The organism is Planctomycetota bacterium (assembly GCA_039182125.1).
GTDB lineage: Bacteria > Planctomycetota > Phycisphaerae > Tepidisphaerales > Tepidisphaeraceae > JBCDCH01.
Map to the genome: position 1 here is coordinate 20,236 of JBCDCH010000039.1, position 16,566 is coordinate 36,801.

Consider the following 16,566-nt stretch of genomic DNA (forward strand, 5'->3'; position numbering starts at 1 on the left):
GTGAACCGCTTTGTGGGGATGTTCGTGTGGTGCCTGCTGCTTGCCGTCCCGGCGTTCGCGCAGCAAGGGCCGGCCGTGGCGGTCGGACAGATCGAATCCATCGGCATCAACAACTTCTACCGGCCCGGCGACTGGGTTCCCATGCGGGTCCGCATCGACTCCCAGTCGCTCGATCCCGGCACCTACACCGTCCGCATCGAACAGCGCGACCTCGACGGCCAGAAAGTTTTCTGGACCCGCGCGGTCCCGATCACCGGCGGCGGGCAGGAACGGTTCGAGGTCTATTTCATGCCCGACCCGCTCGACGGCGGGCTGTCGAGCAACCCCGCCGAGCTGCGTCGACAACTTCGCGTCACACTCGCCGACGACGACGGCCGGGAGGTCGGGCTGCTACAACTCCCGACGCCGCCGCGATCGAGCGAAGCCATCTTCAACTCCGCACGAGACATCCGCCTGGTCATCGCCGTCTCGCCCAAGCCCGTGCCGACGGGCGACTACGGCGACCGGGGCCTGCGCGGCATCAGCGAGGACGTCGCCTTTCTCGCGGCTCGGCCGGCCGACCTGCCGCAATCGGTTCTCGGGTACGATATGGCCGACGCCGTGCTTTGGGGTGATTACTCCGTTGATGAGCTTGATCCGGTGCAGAAGCGGGCGCTCGATGAGTTCGTGGCGCGCGGCGGACATTTGGTCATCATGCAGCGGCCGGCCGAGCCGCAGACGGTGTTGCAATGGGGCGCGCTGCTCCCGGTGAACCTAACCGGAACGACGCAGGTCGATCTTCCCGGGCTGCTTAGCCCCGGCGACACACGGGGGTGGGCGGTCGAGCCAACGGTGCGCAATCAGGAAACCCGCGAGGCCATCGACAAAGTCTGGCCCCGCATCCGCGGCACCGCCACGCTCGGTACCGCCACCCCGAAGGACGGCGCGATCGTCGAGACGCGCTGGGAAGGCATGCCCTTCGTCGTCCGCAAGACCTATGGCACGGGCGCGGTGACCTGGCTCGGCATCGACGTCGTTGCCAACCCCACGCTCTCGCCCATCTCGCGCGGCTGGGCCGGCATCTGGTCCAACGTCTTCGGCTGGAACGACGACCCGACGTTCATCGACGATCTCAACCCCGACGACGACACCCGGCAAGCCTTCCAGTCGGCCGGCCCGCGCGACTTCGGCACGGCGCTGCTCGACGGCATGAAACAGAGCGGCAAATCGGCCGCACTGGTCGGCATCGCGATCCTGTTCTTCGTCGGCTATTGGCTCGTCGCCGGGCCGGGCGTGTACCTGTACCTCGCGACCAAGAAGCGGGCGTCGCTGAGTTGGTTCGCGTTCGGAGCCGCCGCGCTGGCGGCCACCGTGCTCACGCTCGGGATCGTCAGCCTGGTACTGCGTGGCGATCCGCAAGTCGCCCACCAAACGCTGCTACGCGGCGGCTTCGACCCCCGGCTGGGCACCAACGACGGCATGGCCGTCGCCTACTCCAACGTCGGGCTCTACATCCCCTCCGACGGCGACCAAACCATCGCGCTCGAAGGGTTCGACGAGACCAACCTTTCGACCGTCACGCCGTACATCGGCCACCCCCGCCATTACGAACAATCCCGCTCCTCCTCGGGCAGCTACGAGATCAACGTCCGCACCGCCGGTGAGGTCGGCGTCGGCGCCGAGGACATCCCCTTCCGCTCGACGCTTAAGAAGCTCGAAACCGTCTGGCGTGGCAACCTCGGCCCGGCGAGTTCCGAGAATGCCCTACCGCGGATCGAAGGCGCGCCCAAGCTCGCCGCCACCGGCACACGCATCTCCGGCAAACTGCTCAACGTCACCGGCCAAAATCTCGAGTCCGTCTGGATCGCCTACCGGCAACCGATGAGCGGCGGCGCTTGGTGGGATCAGTTGCTGTTCATCCCGACATGGGAGAACGGCACCGAGATTGATCTCGCGGTCGCCGCGCGCGGTACCGAGAACAACCCGACACGCAACATCGTCGCCAACAACGCCCGCCCATTCGCGAATCAACAAGTCATCGGCCGGCTCGACGCGCCGGGTTTCTGGCCGCTCAAGATGCCGTTCCTGCGCGGCATCAACATCGCCGGCGGCGGACAGGTCGACGAACTGGACGCCGGTGCTTTGGTGATGCTCAGCTTTTTCGATCGCTTTCCCGTGGTTCGCAATGAGCAGAACAACAGCCGTTCGCGGATCGATCCGCGTCGGCTCAACGCCCGGCACTACGACGTAAGCAACGCGCTGCTGAGCGGCTCGCTCGTCGTGGTCGGCATGGCCGAGGATGCGCCCATGCCGGTGCCGCTGACCGTCAACGAGGACGAAGCGACCGGCGATGGGACTGTCGTCTACCAGTTCGTACTGCCCCTCGAACGCGAAACCCCGACCGCATCGGACACAACCGCCGACACCGCCCCGCAAGCCGAGGTCGATGATTTGCCCCGAGAATAATCCGTTTGCCCACCGATCATGCCCGTCATCAAAACCGTCAACCTGACCAAGCGCTACGGCTCGCTGGTGGCCCTCTCGAACCTGAACCTCGAGATCGAGGAAGGCGACTGCTTCGGCTTCATCGGACCCAACGGCGCGGGCAAAACCACCACCATCAAGATCCTCGCCACGCTGTTGCAGCCGACCTGGGGCGAGGCGCGGGTGTGTGATTACGTAGTCGGCTTCCAGTCGCGGCAGATCCGGCCGCTGCTCGGGTATGTGCCGGACTACTTCGGCGCTTACGAGGACATGGTCGTCAAGGAGTACTTGGAGTTCTTCGCCGCGGCGTATGACATCAACGGCTCCGAGCGTGAGAAAGTCGTCGGCGATGTGCTGGAGCTGACGGACCTGTCTTACAAGGTGGACGCGCCTGTCGATGGCTTGAGCCGAGGGATGAAGCAGCGGCTCTCGATCGCCCGGGTGTTGCTGCACGACCCGAAGGTGTTGCTGCTGGATGAGCCGGCGGGCAACCTCGACCCCCGCGCCCGTGTCGAGCTGCGCGAACTGCTCAAGACGCTGCGCGACATGAAGAAGACGATCATCATCTCCTCGCACATCCTGCCGGAGTTGCAGGACCTGTGTAACACCGTCGGCATCATCGAACAGGGCGAGCTGCTGTACTCGGGCCCATGGACGGAGATCGTCAAGAAAGCCCGCACCGGCCTGATGCTCCACGTCGGCGTCGCCCACAACCACGCCGGCGCTGCGGCGTTGTTGTCCGAAGACGAGAACGTGTTGGAAGTGAAGAACCTACCCACCGGCGAAATGGCCGTGAGTATCCGCGACGGCGTCGTCGACTACAGCTTCGTCCCCGGCAAGCTGGTGAGCAATGGGTTCAAGCTAACCATGCTCAAGGAAGAGGAAGTGAACCTCGAAACCGCCTTCATGCGACTTACTAAAGGAATGGTCCAATGAACGATGAGACACTGCCTTATGCAACAGAGCACACTGATCGCGTCGACCGCGGACTCGTGCCAACACTAACCGGTATGGCACTGGTCGTCCTTGGCATTGGCGGGGCCTTGGTGTCGCTGATCGTCGTCTCTGCCGGCGCTCCCGAGAGCATCAGTGCCGTTGACGGGTTCTATTTGCTCGCGTGCCTTCCGATTTTCCTTTGCACGATTCTCGTTGGAGCTGGCCTTTGGATCGTCTTCCGTTCCCTCCGTCGGTACATCTAGCCCCCATGCTCGGCCTCCCCAACTACCTCTACCGCCTTATCCCAGCCAACCCGATCCTCTTGCGGGTCGTGGCTGTGGGGGGCAAGCGCAAGCGGGACCTGTTCGTCCGCTGCGGGTACCTGGCGCTGCTGATCATCCTCGTCGTCATTGGCGTCTTCTCCAATGCCGGCGACATCGCGGGAACCGACCTCGATGATCTTTCGCGTAGCTCGGTGAGCATCTTCAAGATGCTCTCGTACCTGCAACTGGCGCTCGTCGCGCTCATGGCTCCGGTGTTCACCGCCGGGGCGATCACGCAAGAGAAGGATTCACAGACCTACGACATCCTTCTGACCACGCCGCTGAGCAACGGGCAGATCGTTCTGGGCACCCTGCTCTCGCGGCTGTTCTTCGTCTTCGCCCTGCTGCTCTCGGGCATCCCAGTCTTCTCGATCACGCAGATCTTCGGCGGGGTCGCGATCGGGGACATCGTCACATCCTTCGGCATCGCCGCCGCGACGGCTTTGGTTTGCGGGGCGCTCGCCGTCGGTATCGCGACGTTCAAGATCGGCACGCGGCGGACGATTTTCTCGTTCTTCATGTTCGTCGCGATCTACATGGTCGGCGGTCTGCTGCTGGATCGGCTCGCGTTCTTCCGGCCCGACATCATCGAGGCCGACGGCACGATCGCCGCCGCGCAAACATCCTGGCTCACCGGACTGCATCCGTTCCTCGCGTTGGCGACCGTGCTCGAACCGGACAGCTATCAGCCACCGACCCTCGCACAGCTACCGGCGGCGCTGCGGTGGTGGCCGGTGTCGTGGTACCTGACCCAGCCGGTGGCGTTCTTCATCACGTTCATGTTCGTGCTGAGCTCGACGATCGTGCTACCCGGCATCGCGCTGCTGCGACGCGTCGCCCAATCGACCGGCAGTGTCGGTGGCTGGTTTGCGAAGAAGCTCCGGGTCGACGGACTCAAACGTGACCGCGAGCCGCGCCGTGTCTGGTCCAACCCCATCGCCTGGCGTGAGGCAAAGACCAAGGCGTCCGCGGCGAAGGCCTCGATCACGCGGTACGGGTTCATCCTCCTGGGCCTAGCGGGCGCGATCATTCTTGCGGTGCTGTACGCATCCGAAGCCTCGACGCCGGGCGCGTACATCACGGCCAACAGCTACAACCCGACCAACCGCACGATCGCGCTCTACGGCGTGGAAGCCGGCCGGTACGGCATCGTGCCCAACGCCAACATCACGCTCGACCAAGAGCCGCTCGCGATCGACTACCTGCGTGGCCGCTACGAAGTCATCGGCACCAACTTCGTCGATCGTGCCGACGGCACCAAGGCGATCGCTTCGCTAAGCCTCGGCGAGATTCAACGCACTGTCAGTCGCACGCAGGTTCGCCAGTTTCTGCTCGGTGCGGTGTTCCTCGAAACGGTGGTCATCCTGCTGATCGTGACCAACGCCGCGGCGAGTACGGTAACGCGCGAAAAGGAAGACGGCACGCTCGACCTGCTGCTCTCGACGCCGATCACGAGCAAGTACTACATCTGGGGCAAGCTCCGCGGACTGGTGAGCTACGTGCTGCCGTTGGTCGCGGTGCCTGCGGCGAGCGTGTTGATCTTCGTGATCTACGACGTGATGGCGACGCTCACCGGCAATGCCACGCGCGAGTGGACCGTCTTCCCGGAAGCCGTCTTGTTGCTGCCGGCGATGCTCGTGATCATGACGGCGTTCGCGTCGATCGTCGGCATGCAGATGTCGCTGCGGCTCAAGACGACGGTGCGGTCCACGCTCGCGTCCATCGCGATCGTGCTCGGCGTCATCGGGCTGTTGGGATTCTGCGGTGTCACGCTCGTCGATAACGGCGGCAGCGGCAACCCAATCCCCTACGCCATCGCGGCTTTCAGCCCGTTTACCACGATGGCCGTGCTCATCGCCCCGCTCAGCTACGGCGGCCCGACGTTCGGGGCCGGCGACCCCAGCGAGATCATGCTCGTCCGCGTGGTCGTGATCCTCTTCACGCTCGTCGCCGTCAGCGCGTACACCGCCGTCGTCTGGGGCATGTACCGCAGCATGGTCAAGAACTTCGACATGACCATCCGCCGGCAGCACCGGTGACACACGCTACGCCAACGCCTCACGCCACTCGGGATTGAGCGGCTCGTAGTTCGCCAGACTTCGCCGGACGTACGGGTCCAGGTCTTTACGCCCGACCATCGCGTCATGCACGGCCTGCACCGTAAACCGCTCGTCGCCGCGTTCGCGCAGCTCGAACGTATCGCCGGCTTGCACTTGGCCCTCGGCCAGCACGCGGACGTACCACCCGTTGCGGCCGGTCTGCATCGCGCGCTTGGTGAGCCCTTTCGTCTCCCAACGCGCGTCGATCTTCCAACACGGCTGACGCGGCTGACTGACCTGCAGCACGAGATCACCGTTGACAAGCACATCGCCAATGCGTGCATCGTTTTCGTCGACACCGTCGACAGTGAGGTTCTCGCCGAACCCCCCCGGCGGCAGATCCCACCCTTCTTGCCGCCACGCGTCGTGGTGTTTGGCCGGGTAGATGAGTAGCGCCCGCTGCGGACCACCGTGAAAGCGGGTGTCCACCACGGTGTCCTCGGCGATGCCGAGCGTGCCGACGTGGACGGCGCCATCGACGGGGCGCTTGTCGAACCCGCTGGGTTCGGTTTTGTCACCTCGCTGGAGTGTGCCACGCGGACCGATGTTGACGGAGATGATGTGCATAGGCCGATGGTACTAGCGCCCTTGACAACCATCACGCGCGCTGGTCCGCTTCGAGCAGAGGAGCTTCATGACACCCGACAAGACCAACCGACTTTCCGCCGCCAAAGCCCCGGCCGACCGCTTCTGGCAGAACGCCAACTTCTACTTCTCACGCGTCTTCGACCGCATGAACGTCAACGAGAAGTGGCGTGACCTGCTCAGCAGCCCCAAGCACATCACCACCGTGAGTTGCCCGATCGAGCGCGACGACGGACGCATCCAGACCTTCACGGGGTATCGGGTCCAACACAACAACGCGCTGGGCCCGTACAAGGGCGGGCTGCGCATGGCCACCAGCGTCGACCGCGACGAGGTCATGGCGTTGGGCATGCTCCAGACCTGGAAGAACGCGCTCGTCAGCCTTCCCTACGGCGGGGCCAAGGGCGGCATCGTCGCAGACCCGAAGCTGCTCAGCGATCGCGAAAAGGAAGCACTCATTCGCCGTTGGACTCATGAGGTCTTCCAGGTCATCGGCCCACAGAAAGACATCCCCGCGCCCGACATGGGCACCGATGCCCAGTGCATGGCGTGGGTAATGGACACCTACTCGTCGCTCGTCGGCCATCAGGTGCTCGGCGTCGTCACCGGCAAGCCGGTCTCGCTCGGCGGAAGTTGCGGCCGTGAAGAAGCGACCGGCCGCGGCGTCATGAACGTACTCCGCCGATATCTGCAAATCGTCAAGGACCAAACGCTCAAGGGCAAGCGTGTCGTCGTGCAGGGCTTCGGTCAGGTCGGCTTCCACGCGGCCCGCCTGCTCGCCGAGCGCGGCGCGATCGTCATCGCCGTCAGCGACAAGTTCGGCGGTATCTTCGACGAGAACGGTCTCGACATCATCCGCGCCGGCGATTACTACGCCGAAAACGGCCAACTCGAGAACTGCCCCGACGTCGATCAACTCACGAACGAGGAACTTCTCACGCTCGACTGCGATGTGCTCATTCCCGCCGCGATGGAGAACACCGTCGACGCGGCCGTCGCCCCGCACATCAAGGCGAGCATCATAGTCGAAGCCGCCAACGGACCGGTCACGCCCGGAGCCGACGAGATCCTCCGCGACGCCGGCGTCACGATCCTGCCCGACATCCTCGCCAACGCCGGCGGTGTCACGGTCAGCTACTTCGAATGGGTGCAAGGCCTGGACGCCTACTTCTGGGATCTCAAGCGGGTGCAGGACGAGTTGCAGAAGATCATGGAAGCCGCGTTCGACCGGGTGAACGGGATGGCCGACGAGGCCGACTGCGACTACCGCACCGCCGCCTACACGATCGCCGTCCAACGGGTGGCCGACGCGTACGAAGTGAAGGGCCTGTTCCCGTGATCGCGGGGTAACATCCCGCATGCTCACGCTCTTCCGCACGATCGCCGGGGTCTCGTCCGCCGTTTGGCTCGGCTGGCTGGTGGCGATGTTCGTGTTGGTGCGAGCGCTTTTCGCGGCGGAACTCGTCCGCGGCGATTCGCAGCCCGAGCGGTTGGTGATCTTCGACGTGACCGAGAAAGCGCAGCTCGTACTCGCGGCACTGGTGCTCGTCGGATTGGCCGGCTGGCAGGTGTTGACCAAACGCAAGGCGATCGCGGCATGGTTCGGCGTCGCCGTCGTGGCGGCCCTACTCGCGGCCGCGTTGCCGACGTCTGTCACCGGCGAAATGGAAACCCTGCGCGTCGCCGGCCAAACCGACACGCCCAAGTTCCGGCAACTTCACGGCATCTCGATCGCCCTGTACGGCGGTTTGACGCTACTGACCGGCGCGATTCTCACGGGTGTCATCATCCACCGCGACAAACCCGTGTAGCGCGATCAACTCGTCGACGCTCAACCGCTCGGGACGCACCGTCTCGTCGAAGCCGGCGGGCACGTTGATGATCGCGCGGAGCATCTTGCGGCGTTGCTGAAACAGCCTGCCGACGAACACGCCAAACCCCGCCGCATCCTCGACTCGCGGCGACCGGCGGATCCGCACCAGCGATGACACGATCTTCGGCGGCGGCCAGAACGCACTCGCCGGCAACGTCCGCATCACCTCGACCGAGCCCAGCGCCTGCGCCATCACCGACAGCGGCCCATAGATTTTCGATCCCGGTCCTGCCGAGAGACGATCGGCGACTTCCTTCTGCACCGTAAACGCCAGGAGTCCACAGCCACCGGCGAGCAACTCGATGATCAGCGGCGACGCGATGTTGTACGGCAGGTTCGCCACGAGCTTGCCGGCCGGTGCGAGTTCGGCGAGCCGGGGATGCAACGTGTGTTTGTTCGACAACGCATCGCCCTCGATCAGTTCGAACCGCGGATCATCCATCCGCGTTCGCAGCAGCGTGGCAAGGTCACGGTCGATCTCGAAAGCCACGACCTTGCCCGCCCGTTCGAGTAGTTCGTCGGTGAGCGTCCCGGTACCGGGGCCGACCTCAAGGGCGGTGTCGTCGGGCGTGAGTTCACCGGCGTCGGCGACGACACGGGTGAGATTGCCGTCGACCATGAAGTTCTGCCCGAACCGGTGCTTGGGCCGGGTGCGCGCGCGTTCGAGTAACTCGCGGATTTGGTTCTTGGTTTGGGCCAAGCGTAACGGTACGGCGCGATCGCACCGCGTTGCTACGCTCCGACATGGATCGGGCCGAACTGGAAGCGACCTACCTTCGGCTTGTCCGCGAAGTGCTCCCCGATGCCGCGAAGTTGCGCGACTGGCCGATCCGCTTTGATCACTGCTTCATGCGGATCGTGCTCGATCACCTTTTCGACGGGTGCTGGTACGACCACCTTTCCCGCGAACAGCCGGCATACCGACAGTTGAGCGATGACCAATTACGCACGGCGATCCGCCTGGCCGAGCGGATTCGTGACGGAGACGACGCGATGCTGGCTGCGATGAACAAACAATCGCTTCGCTGGCGCGGTAAGCTGCGTTAGGGTGGTGCGCGTGAAGAGCCATGAAGTCATCCGCGATGCGGTCAAGGAACCCGGCGTGAAGCAGGTCGCCAGCGCGCTGCGCGTGTCGCAAGCGCTGGTCTACAAGTGGTGCGAGGAGAAGGACGACGGCGAGATCGAGGGCAGCGGCGCGCGCAACCCACTCGACCGCGTCGCCGAGTTGTACGGGCAGACCAAGGATATCCGCCTGATCCGCTACCTGTGCAACCGCGCGGGCGGGTTCTTCGTGGCCAACCCGGACCTGGACATCCGCAAGAGCCGGGACGAAGCGATCTTCGACGAGACGCGTTCGATGTTCGGCGAGTTCAGCGAGCTGCTCGACGCGATCCACCGAAGCACGGCGAATGACCCGTACATTGATGCCAACGAAGCCGAGATCATCCGGGACAAGTGGGAAGACCTCAAAGCCGTGCTCGAGCGGTTCGTGACCAAGTGCGAGGAAGGGCACTACCACGTTCTGCCCGAGGAGAAGCAGAAGCTGGGGAAGAAATAACATCCGGCACCGAGCAACTGCCCCATGGCCCGCAAGACCTTCACCGCCGACTTTCGCAGGTTCTTCCTGCAGGGATTGCGCGCGTTGGGGCCGACGCTGATCACGCTGGCGATCATTTACTACGTCCTGAACTTCCTCTGGCGATCGCTGGGGTGGTACGTGATCCAGGCGATCAAGTACGGCTGGGTGTTCGCGCTGGATCGTGGCTGGGTCGATCGCACGAGCTATGGCTACATCGAGCGGTACTGGGCCGAGGAAAACTGGTACACGCCCGTCGTTGGCGTGGTCCTGGCGCTGTTGATCATCTACATCGTCGGGCTGTTCGTCGGCAATCTCATCGGGCAAGGCCTCTACCGGCTCGGCGAAAAGCTCGTGCTGCGCATCCCCGTGGTCAAGCAGATTTACCCGGCGGTCAAGCAAGTGATCGACATGTTCCTGGCCGATCCAAGCGACAAGAAAGCCGCCGGCCAGTTCGCCGGGAGCCGCGTCGTCGCGGTGCGGTACCGGGAGGTGGACTTGTGGAGCATCGGGCTGGTGACCGGAACAGGGTTATCGGCCTTCGACAAGGTGGCACATGAAGACGCCGGCGCTGATCACATGGTCACCGTCTTCATCCCCAGCAGCCCCACCGCATTCAGTGGCTATGTCGTGGTGGTGCCCCGCCATGCGGTGCGTGAGTTGCCCATGACGGTCAACGAAGCCATGCAGTTGCTCGTCAGCGGCGGCGTGGTGCAGCACAGTTCGGAAACATCCCAACGAGCCGCGGCCGCATCGACGCAATCGGCCAAGGCTTCGGCGATCGCAGCCACTACCGCGCCGGCCGCCGATCCCGTCGAGCCCGCACCGACAAAGGGCGCGGGTGTTTGAGCCGGCTTTGGTCTACAATGCGTCATGCAGGTGCCAGTTCGCCCGGCTCCTGCACGAACACCAGCCCCGAAAAAGGAGTCTTTCGTGCATATTCTCGTCACCGTCCGCCAACTCGATGCCAGCGACAAGCTCAAGTCTTTCGCCGAAGAGCGTGCCAACAAACTCACGCGCTACTACGACCTGATCCAGGAGATCGAAGTCACCATCGAAGGCGGCAAGGAAGGTCACGAAGGCAATCACGTCGAAGTTCTCGTCAACGCCGAACACAACAACACGTTCGTCGCCAACGCTTCCGACGACAACCCCTATGCCGCCATTGACGCCTGCTGCGACAAGCTCGAACGGCAGATCAGCGAACACAAAAAGAAGTTCCGCAACCGCAAACACCAAACCTCCTAGGTTCGTCCTTGGTCATTTGTCCTTCGTCCTTTGTGCCCGATCCGGCGATCGTTGCGATCGGCAGCGTCACCGCTGACGGCAAAGGACGAAGGACCAGGAACAAAGAACATCACCCCATGAAGCTGCAAGAGTTCATCGTCCACGACGCGATCGTCCCCGACCTGCAGGCCACCGATCGCGACGGTGCGATCCGCGAGCTGGTCAGTTCCCTCGCCGCCGCCGGTGCCATCGAGCCGGACGGGTCCGACGAGATCGTCGCCGCCTTGATCAAGCGGGAGCAAAACGGCTCCACCGGCTTCGGCAAAGGCGTGGCCGTCCCTCACGTCAAGCACCCCAAGGTCAACAAGATGGTCGGCACCGTCGGCCGAAGCGCCTCTGGCATCGACTTCACCGCGCTCGACAGCCAGCCGGTCTACTCCATCGTCCTGTTGCTGAGCCCCGACAACGAGCCGCAACAGCACCTGCAGGCGATGGAAATCGTGTTCCGGTCGTTGCAAAAGGACATGTTCCGCCGGTTCCTGCGTCAGTCCGAGACGCGCGAAGCCATCGTCGACCTGCTCGAGGAAGCCGACAACGGATAGATCGGCCTTGGCAGCGAAGTTGGCGACGACGGTCCGAGATCACGGGAGGAGGAGTCCCGGTGTCATGGCGAGTATCGAGCGGCAAATCACGATCCAGAACGACAACGGACTGCACGCCCGCCCGGCGATGCAGTTCGTCGACTGCGCCAACGCTTTCTCGGCCAACATCACCGTGATCCGCGCCGCCGACCACCCCGAAGGGCCCGCCGAAGCCGACGCGAAAAGTGTCATGCAGATGCTCACCCTCGCCGCGACCAAAGGCACGATCCTCACCGTCGTCGCGGAGGGCGACGACGCCGAAGACGCACTGAAGCAGTTGGAGCAAATGGTGCATGACAAGTTCGGAGAAGAAAGCTAGCCCCGTCCGCTTCACACCATGGAGATTTTCAAAGGCATCGGCGTTTCTCCCGGCGTGGTCGTCAGCACCGCAGTGGTGCTCGACGCCGAGGATGTAAGCGTCCCGCGCCGCACCGTCGCGCCCGACGCCATCACTGAAGAGCTCCAACGCATCGACCTGGCCGTCGAACATGCCATCGACGATCTGACCAATCTCCGCGACGACATGGCCGACAGCCATGGCAGCGACATCGGCGGCATTTTCGACTTCCACCTCGGTATTCTGCGGGATAAGTCGATCCTCAAGCGCATCCGGACTTCGGTCGAAACCGAACAACTCGCGGCCGAGTCCGCCGTCCACGGCATCCTGCAGGACACCGCCGCCAAGTTCCTCGGGCTCAAGGACAAGTACTTCGCCGAGCGGGTCAAGGACGTTTACGACATCGAGCGTCGCCTGCTCCGCCGGCTCATCGGACAACAGCACGAGGCCCTCACCGCCCTCTCCGGAGACGTCGCGGTCATCGCCCACGACCTGCTCCCGTCGCAAACCGCCGCGCTCGACAAGCGTCACGTCAAGGGCTTCGCGACGGATGTCGGCGGCCGAACGAGCCACACCGCCATCGTCGCCCGGGCGATGAACATCCCGGCCGTCGTCGGCCTCGGCAATGCCACCGCCGCGCTGTCCAACGGCGACGTCGTCATCATCGACGGCACGCGCGGCATGGTCATCGTCCACCCGGACAAGGATCAAATCGCCGAGTACCGCGCCAGCGAACGCCAACAGGCCAAGGTCCAGATGGAGCTCGCCAAGCTCCGAGACCTGCCCGCCGAGACGGCCGATCCGCCGCCCAACACCTACCGCGTCGCCCTCGAGGCCAACATCGAGTTCCCAGCCGAGATCAGCGACGCCGTCGAGCAAGGTGCCGAAGGAATCGGCCTGTACCGCACCGAGTTCCTCTATCTCGCTTCCAAGCAAGAGCCGAGCGAGGAAGACCATTTCGCCGCCTACCACGACGCGCTCCAGCGGCTCGACGGCAAGCCGCTGACCATCCGCACCCTCGACCTCGGGGCCGACAAGTACTCCGAGGATCAGGCCCGCACCCCCGAGAAGAACCCTTTTCTCGGCGATCGCTCCATCCGCATGTGCCTGCACGACATTCCGATGTTCAAGCGGCAACTGCGGGCCATCCTCCGTGCCAGCGCTCACGGCACCGTCAAGGTCATGTTCCCAATGATCTCCACGTTGATGGAACTGCGTCAGGCCAAGATGGTCCTCGGCGACGTCATGGAGGAGCTCGAAGACGAAGGCATCCCCTTCGACCGCGACATCCCGATCGGCATGATGGTCGAAGTCCCCGCCGCGGCGTTCATGGCCCCGCAGTTCGCCAAGGAGGTCGATTTCTTCTCGATCGGGACCAACGACCTCATCCAGTACACCCTGGCGGTCGATAGAACCAACGAGCGCGTCGCGGGCCTGTTCAACCCCGCCCACCCTGCCGTGCTCGGGCTCATCCGCGACGTCATCCGCGCCGCCCAGCGGGCCAAGATCCCCGCCAGCGTCTGCGGCGAGATGGCCGGCGAACCGCTCTACACCCTGCTTTTGCTGGGCCTGGGCCTGCACACCTTCAGCATGAACGGCCCTGACGTGCCGGAGGTCAAGAAGATCATCCGCAACACCACCATGGACCACGCCCGCACCGTCGCGCGCAAGGTCATGAGCTTCGACAGCGAACGCCAAGTCATCCATTACCTCCGCGAACAGACCCGAACCATCCTGCCCGAAGCCTTCTGAACCAGCGGACGAGTTGGCGTCGTCGCTTTGCCCGACGAAACAAGACGCTACACTCGGCCGGTCCGATAACGGACACGCAGCTAACGAACCACCCATGAACCCTCCGCCGGCCCTCCGCCGCGGACTCACCCCAAACCCGGAACGCCGCCGAGCGGCCCGCTTCGAAGCCCCGACTCACCCGAGTCACCGGTTCACCTGAATCGACCGACGCGCCCGGCCCCCGACGTTCCCCAAAGCCCCGCCCGCCACCCAATCACTCCGCGGGCCATGGCAAGGAATCTCCGACCTTGGAAAACGAAAACCAGGACCAAGGCGCCGTCTCCGCGAGCGCCGACTCTCAGGACGAGAAGCCCAATCCCGCCGCCCGCCGCCGACGTCGCCGCCGACGCAGCGCTCCCGAAGCCGAACCGGTCGAGACCGTCGTCGCCGAGGAGCCGGCCGTGGTCGAAGCGCTTGCCGACGACATTGATGACGAGGACGTCGAGGTCACCGATGTCGAGGACGTCGATGTCGAGGCCGACGAGATCGACGAGCCCGTCGACGAAGAGGACGACGACGAAGCCGCTGAAGAGGAAGCGTCCGACGACGACTCGGACGAGGATGACTCGGACCACGACACTGACGACGAGCCCGAGGAAAAGCCCAAGAAGAACAAGCGCGTCCTGAAGGACATCGGCCTCGGCCCCGACGGCAAGCCCAAGAACCCCCGCAAGCGCCGCACGCGCCAGGACCGCGAGGCCAACGTCTACCGCGACCGCGAGGAAGACGCCGACGCCGCCGACCGACCCGCCCCCGCCAAGCGTGCCCGCCCCGAGCCGCAGCGCAAGGAGATGTTCATCAACGTCACCGAGGGCGAGGAGTGCCGCATCGCCCTGCTCGAGGACGGCGTACTCGAAGAGCTCTACCTCGAACGCACCACCACCGCGACCAACGTCGGCAACATCTACCTCGGCAAGGTCAACAACGTCGAGTCCTCCATCCAGGCCGCGTTCGTCGACTTCGGCTACGGCCGCAACGGCTTCCTCCACGTCCAGGACCTGCACCCCTGGTACATGGGCTCCCAGGGCAAGAACATCGTCGAGCGCGTCGGCAAGAAGCTCGGCCGACGCGACCGACCGCCCATCCAGCAGTGCCTGCGCCGCGGCGACCAGATCATGGTGCAGATCATCAAGGAAGGCATCGGCACCAAGGGGCCCACGCTCTCCTCATACCTGTCCATCCCCGGCCGCTACCTCGTGATGATGCCCGGCGTCACGCAGATGGGCGTCTCGAAAAAGATCGAGGACGAGCCCGAACGCCGACGCCTCCGCAAGATCCTCGACGGCCTCGAACCGCCCAAGGACGTCGGCTTCATCATCCGCACCGCCGGCGTCGGCAAGACCAAGGCCGAGATCGAACGCGACTTCAAGTACCTCGTCCGCGTCTGGGAAGCGATCGAGAAAAAGCGCAAAGCCTCCAAGCCGCCCGTCGAGCTCTACTCCGAGGGCGACTTGGTGACCCGCACGATCCGCGACGTCTGGACCAGCGAACTCGACCGCGTCGTCGTCGACGACAAGGACACGCTCGACCGCATCGAGGGCTTCTTCAAGCTCGCGATGCCCCGCACCAAGCACAACATCGAGCTCTACACCGACACCGAGCCGCTGTTCAACAAGTTCGGCATCGAGCCGGAGGTCGAGAAGATGTTCAGCCGCGAGGTGCCGATGAAGTCGGGCGGCTCGCTGGTCATCGACGCGACCGAGGCCGTCGTCGCGATCGACGTGAACAGCGGCAAGTTCCGCGTCCACGATGACGCCGAGGAGACCGCCTACCGCGTCGACCTCGAAGCGGCCGACGAAATCTGCCGCCAGCTGCGCCTGCGTGACCTGGGCGGCGTGGTGCTGTGCGACTTCATCGACCTGCGCTACCGCCGACACCGCGAAGCGCTCCACGATCGGCTCACCGAGAACTTCGAACGCGACAAGGCCAAGAGCCGGCACCTGCCGATGAACGAGTTCGGCATCGTCGCGATCACCCGCCAGCGCATGCGGCCCGACCTCAAGAAGGCCGTCTTCATGCCCTGCCCCCTCTCCGACGGCACCGGCTGGATCAAGACGCCCGAGTCGATGGCGCTGGAAGTCATGCGCAAGCTCCGCGTCGCCGCCGCCCACAAGAAGGTCCGCCGCATCGACGTCTCGCTCTACCCGACCGTCGCGACGCACATGCTCAACCACAAGCGGATCAACCTCGCCGAGCTCGAGGACGCGACCGACAAGGACATCTTCGTCCGCGCCGATGACGAACTCAGCGCCGACGACATCAAGCTGGTGCTCTTCGACGAGCGCGAGGGGCTGGTGTTCATGCCCGAGTTGGACGTCACGCCCGAGAGCACAAAGAACCACAAGGCGTCGCTCCCCGTCTCCGACCTCGACCAGCCGCGCGGCAAACGCCGCCGGCGCGGCAAGCTGTTGGCCAAGGACGACTCCGGCGTGGGCAGCTTCGACGCCGAGGTGCTCGAAGACCCGGACGAGGACGACGAGGAAGACAAGCCCAAGAAGCGTCGCCGTCGTCGTCGTCGCGGTCGCGGCGGCAAGGACCGCGACGGCGAGACCAACACCGAATCAGCCGAGCGGGACGAAGATGCAAACCCGTCTTCCGGAGAGGACGAAGATGCACCGGCCGAGCCGGAAGCGGACGCTTCGGACGGGCCGACGGACGAGGCGGAGGAGGCCGATGCCCCGACCGGCCGCCGGCGTCGCCGCCGGCGCGGTCGCG

Annotated in this window: 16 protein-coding genes; 14 read left to right on the plus strand and 2 right to left on the minus strand. The window is 64.5% G+C overall.

Annotated features, from left to right (window positions below):
* The 4 genes from AAGD32_11325 to AAGD32_11340 all read left to right on the plus strand — a co-directional run bounded on the left by AAGD32_11325 (position 1) and on the right by AAGD32_11340 (position 5,761).
* Positions 1 to 2,445, plus strand: coding sequence for a hypothetical protein (locus AAGD32_11325; protein MEM8874834.1), 2,445 nt, complete (start codon positions 1 to 3; stop codon positions 2,443 to 2,445).
* A gap of 18 nt (positions 2,446 to 2,463) precedes the next feature.
* Complete coding sequence (locus tag AAGD32_11330; protein MEM8874835.1) at positions 2,464 to 3,399, plus strand: ABC transporter ATP-binding protein; 936 nt, start codon at positions 2,464 to 2,466, stop codon at positions 3,397 to 3,399.
* Positions 3,400 to 3,473: 74 nt separating this feature from the next.
* Complete coding sequence (locus AAGD32_11335) at positions 3,474 to 3,662, plus strand: hypothetical protein (GenBank protein MEM8874836.1); 189 nt, start codon at positions 3,474 to 3,476, stop codon at positions 3,660 to 3,662.
* A 5-nt stretch (positions 3,663 to 3,667) separates the two neighbouring features.
* A complete protein-coding gene (locus AAGD32_11340) occupies positions 3,668 to 5,761 on the plus strand; it encodes an ABC-2 transporter permease (GenBank protein MEM8874837.1) in 2,094 nt (697 codons plus the stop codon).
* A gap of 6 nt (positions 5,762 to 5,767) precedes the next feature.
* Here AAGD32_11340 and AAGD32_11345 read toward each other — a convergent pair whose 3' ends face one another.
* A complete protein-coding gene (locus AAGD32_11345) occupies positions 5,768 to 6,388 on the minus strand; it encodes an MOSC domain-containing protein (protein MEM8874838.1) in 621 nt (206 codons plus the stop codon).
* A gap of 67 nt (positions 6,389 to 6,455) precedes the next feature.
* Here AAGD32_11345 and AAGD32_11350 point away from each other — a divergent pair, with 67 nt between their 5' ends.
* On the plus strand, positions 6,456 to 7,745 hold the full coding sequence (locus AAGD32_11350) for a Glu/Leu/Phe/Val dehydrogenase (protein ID MEM8874839.1): 1,290 nt from the start codon (positions 6,456 to 6,458) through the stop codon (positions 7,743 to 7,745).
* 19 nt (positions 7,746 to 7,764) lie between these two features.
* Complete coding sequence (locus AAGD32_11355) at positions 7,765 to 8,217, plus strand: hypothetical protein (protein ID MEM8874840.1); 453 nt, start codon at positions 7,765 to 7,767, stop codon at positions 8,215 to 8,217.
* Here the strand turns inward: AAGD32_11355 and rsmA are convergent.
* Positions 8,161 to 8,979, minus strand: a complete 819-nt coding sequence (rsmA, locus tag AAGD32_11360) for a 16S rRNA (adenine(1518)-N(6)/adenine(1519)-N(6))-dimethyltransferase RsmA (GenBank protein ID MEM8874841.1) — start codon at positions 8,977 to 8,979, stop codon at positions 8,161 to 8,163. The genes AAGD32_11355 and rsmA overlap by 57 nt on opposite strands.
* 44 nt (positions 8,980 to 9,023) lie before the next feature.
* Here rsmA and AAGD32_11365 point away from each other — a divergent pair, with 44 nt between their 5' ends.
* From AAGD32_11365 to AAGD32_11400, 8 genes are all read left to right on the plus strand, one after another.
* Positions 9,024 to 9,326, plus strand: coding sequence for a hypothetical protein (locus AAGD32_11365; protein MEM8874842.1), 303 nt, complete (start codon positions 9,024 to 9,026; stop codon positions 9,324 to 9,326).
* Positions 9,327 to 9,336: 10 nt separating this feature from the next.
* Entirely contained in the window at positions 9,337 to 9,837 is a 501-nt protein-coding gene (locus AAGD32_11370) for a hypothetical protein (protein MEM8874843.1), read from the plus strand.
* Positions 9,838 to 9,861: 24 nt separating this feature from the next.
* The gene (locus AAGD32_11375; protein MEM8874844.1) at positions 9,862 to 10,704 is read left to right on the plus strand and encodes a DUF502 domain-containing protein; all 843 of its coding nucleotides are present in this window, start codon (positions 9,862 to 9,864) and stop codon (positions 10,702 to 10,704) included.
* A gap of 84 nt (positions 10,705 to 10,788) precedes the next feature.
* Positions 10,789 to 11,103 (plus strand): ribosome-associated translation inhibitor RaiA, encoded by a 315-nt coding sequence (gene raiA, locus AAGD32_11380; protein ID MEM8874845.1) that lies wholly within the window; start codon positions 10,789 to 10,791, stop codon positions 11,101 to 11,103.
* 116 nt (positions 11,104 to 11,219) lie between these two features.
* Positions 11,220 to 11,684 carry a PTS sugar transporter subunit IIA gene (locus tag AAGD32_11385; protein MEM8874846.1) on the plus strand — a complete coding sequence of 155 codons (465 nt, stop codon included), beginning with the start codon at positions 11,220 to 11,222 and terminating at the stop codon, positions 11,682 to 11,684.
* A 64-nt stretch (positions 11,685 to 11,748) separates the two neighbouring features.
* Complete coding sequence (locus AAGD32_11390) at positions 11,749 to 12,042, plus strand: HPr family phosphocarrier protein (GenBank protein MEM8874847.1); 294 nt, start codon at positions 11,749 to 11,751, stop codon at positions 12,040 to 12,042.
* Between the two features lie 18 nt (positions 12,043 to 12,060).
* Positions 12,061 to 13,812 carry a phosphoenolpyruvate--protein phosphotransferase gene (ptsP, locus tag AAGD32_11395; protein ID MEM8874848.1) on the plus strand — a complete coding sequence of 584 codons (1,752 nt, stop codon included), beginning with the start codon at positions 12,061 to 12,063 and terminating at the stop codon, positions 13,810 to 13,812.
* Between the two features lie 287 nt (positions 13,813 to 14,099).
* Positions 14,100 to 16,566 (plus strand): Rne/Rng family ribonuclease (locus AAGD32_11400; GenBank protein ID MEM8874849.1); only part of this gene is annotated, 2,467 nt, incomplete at its 3' end.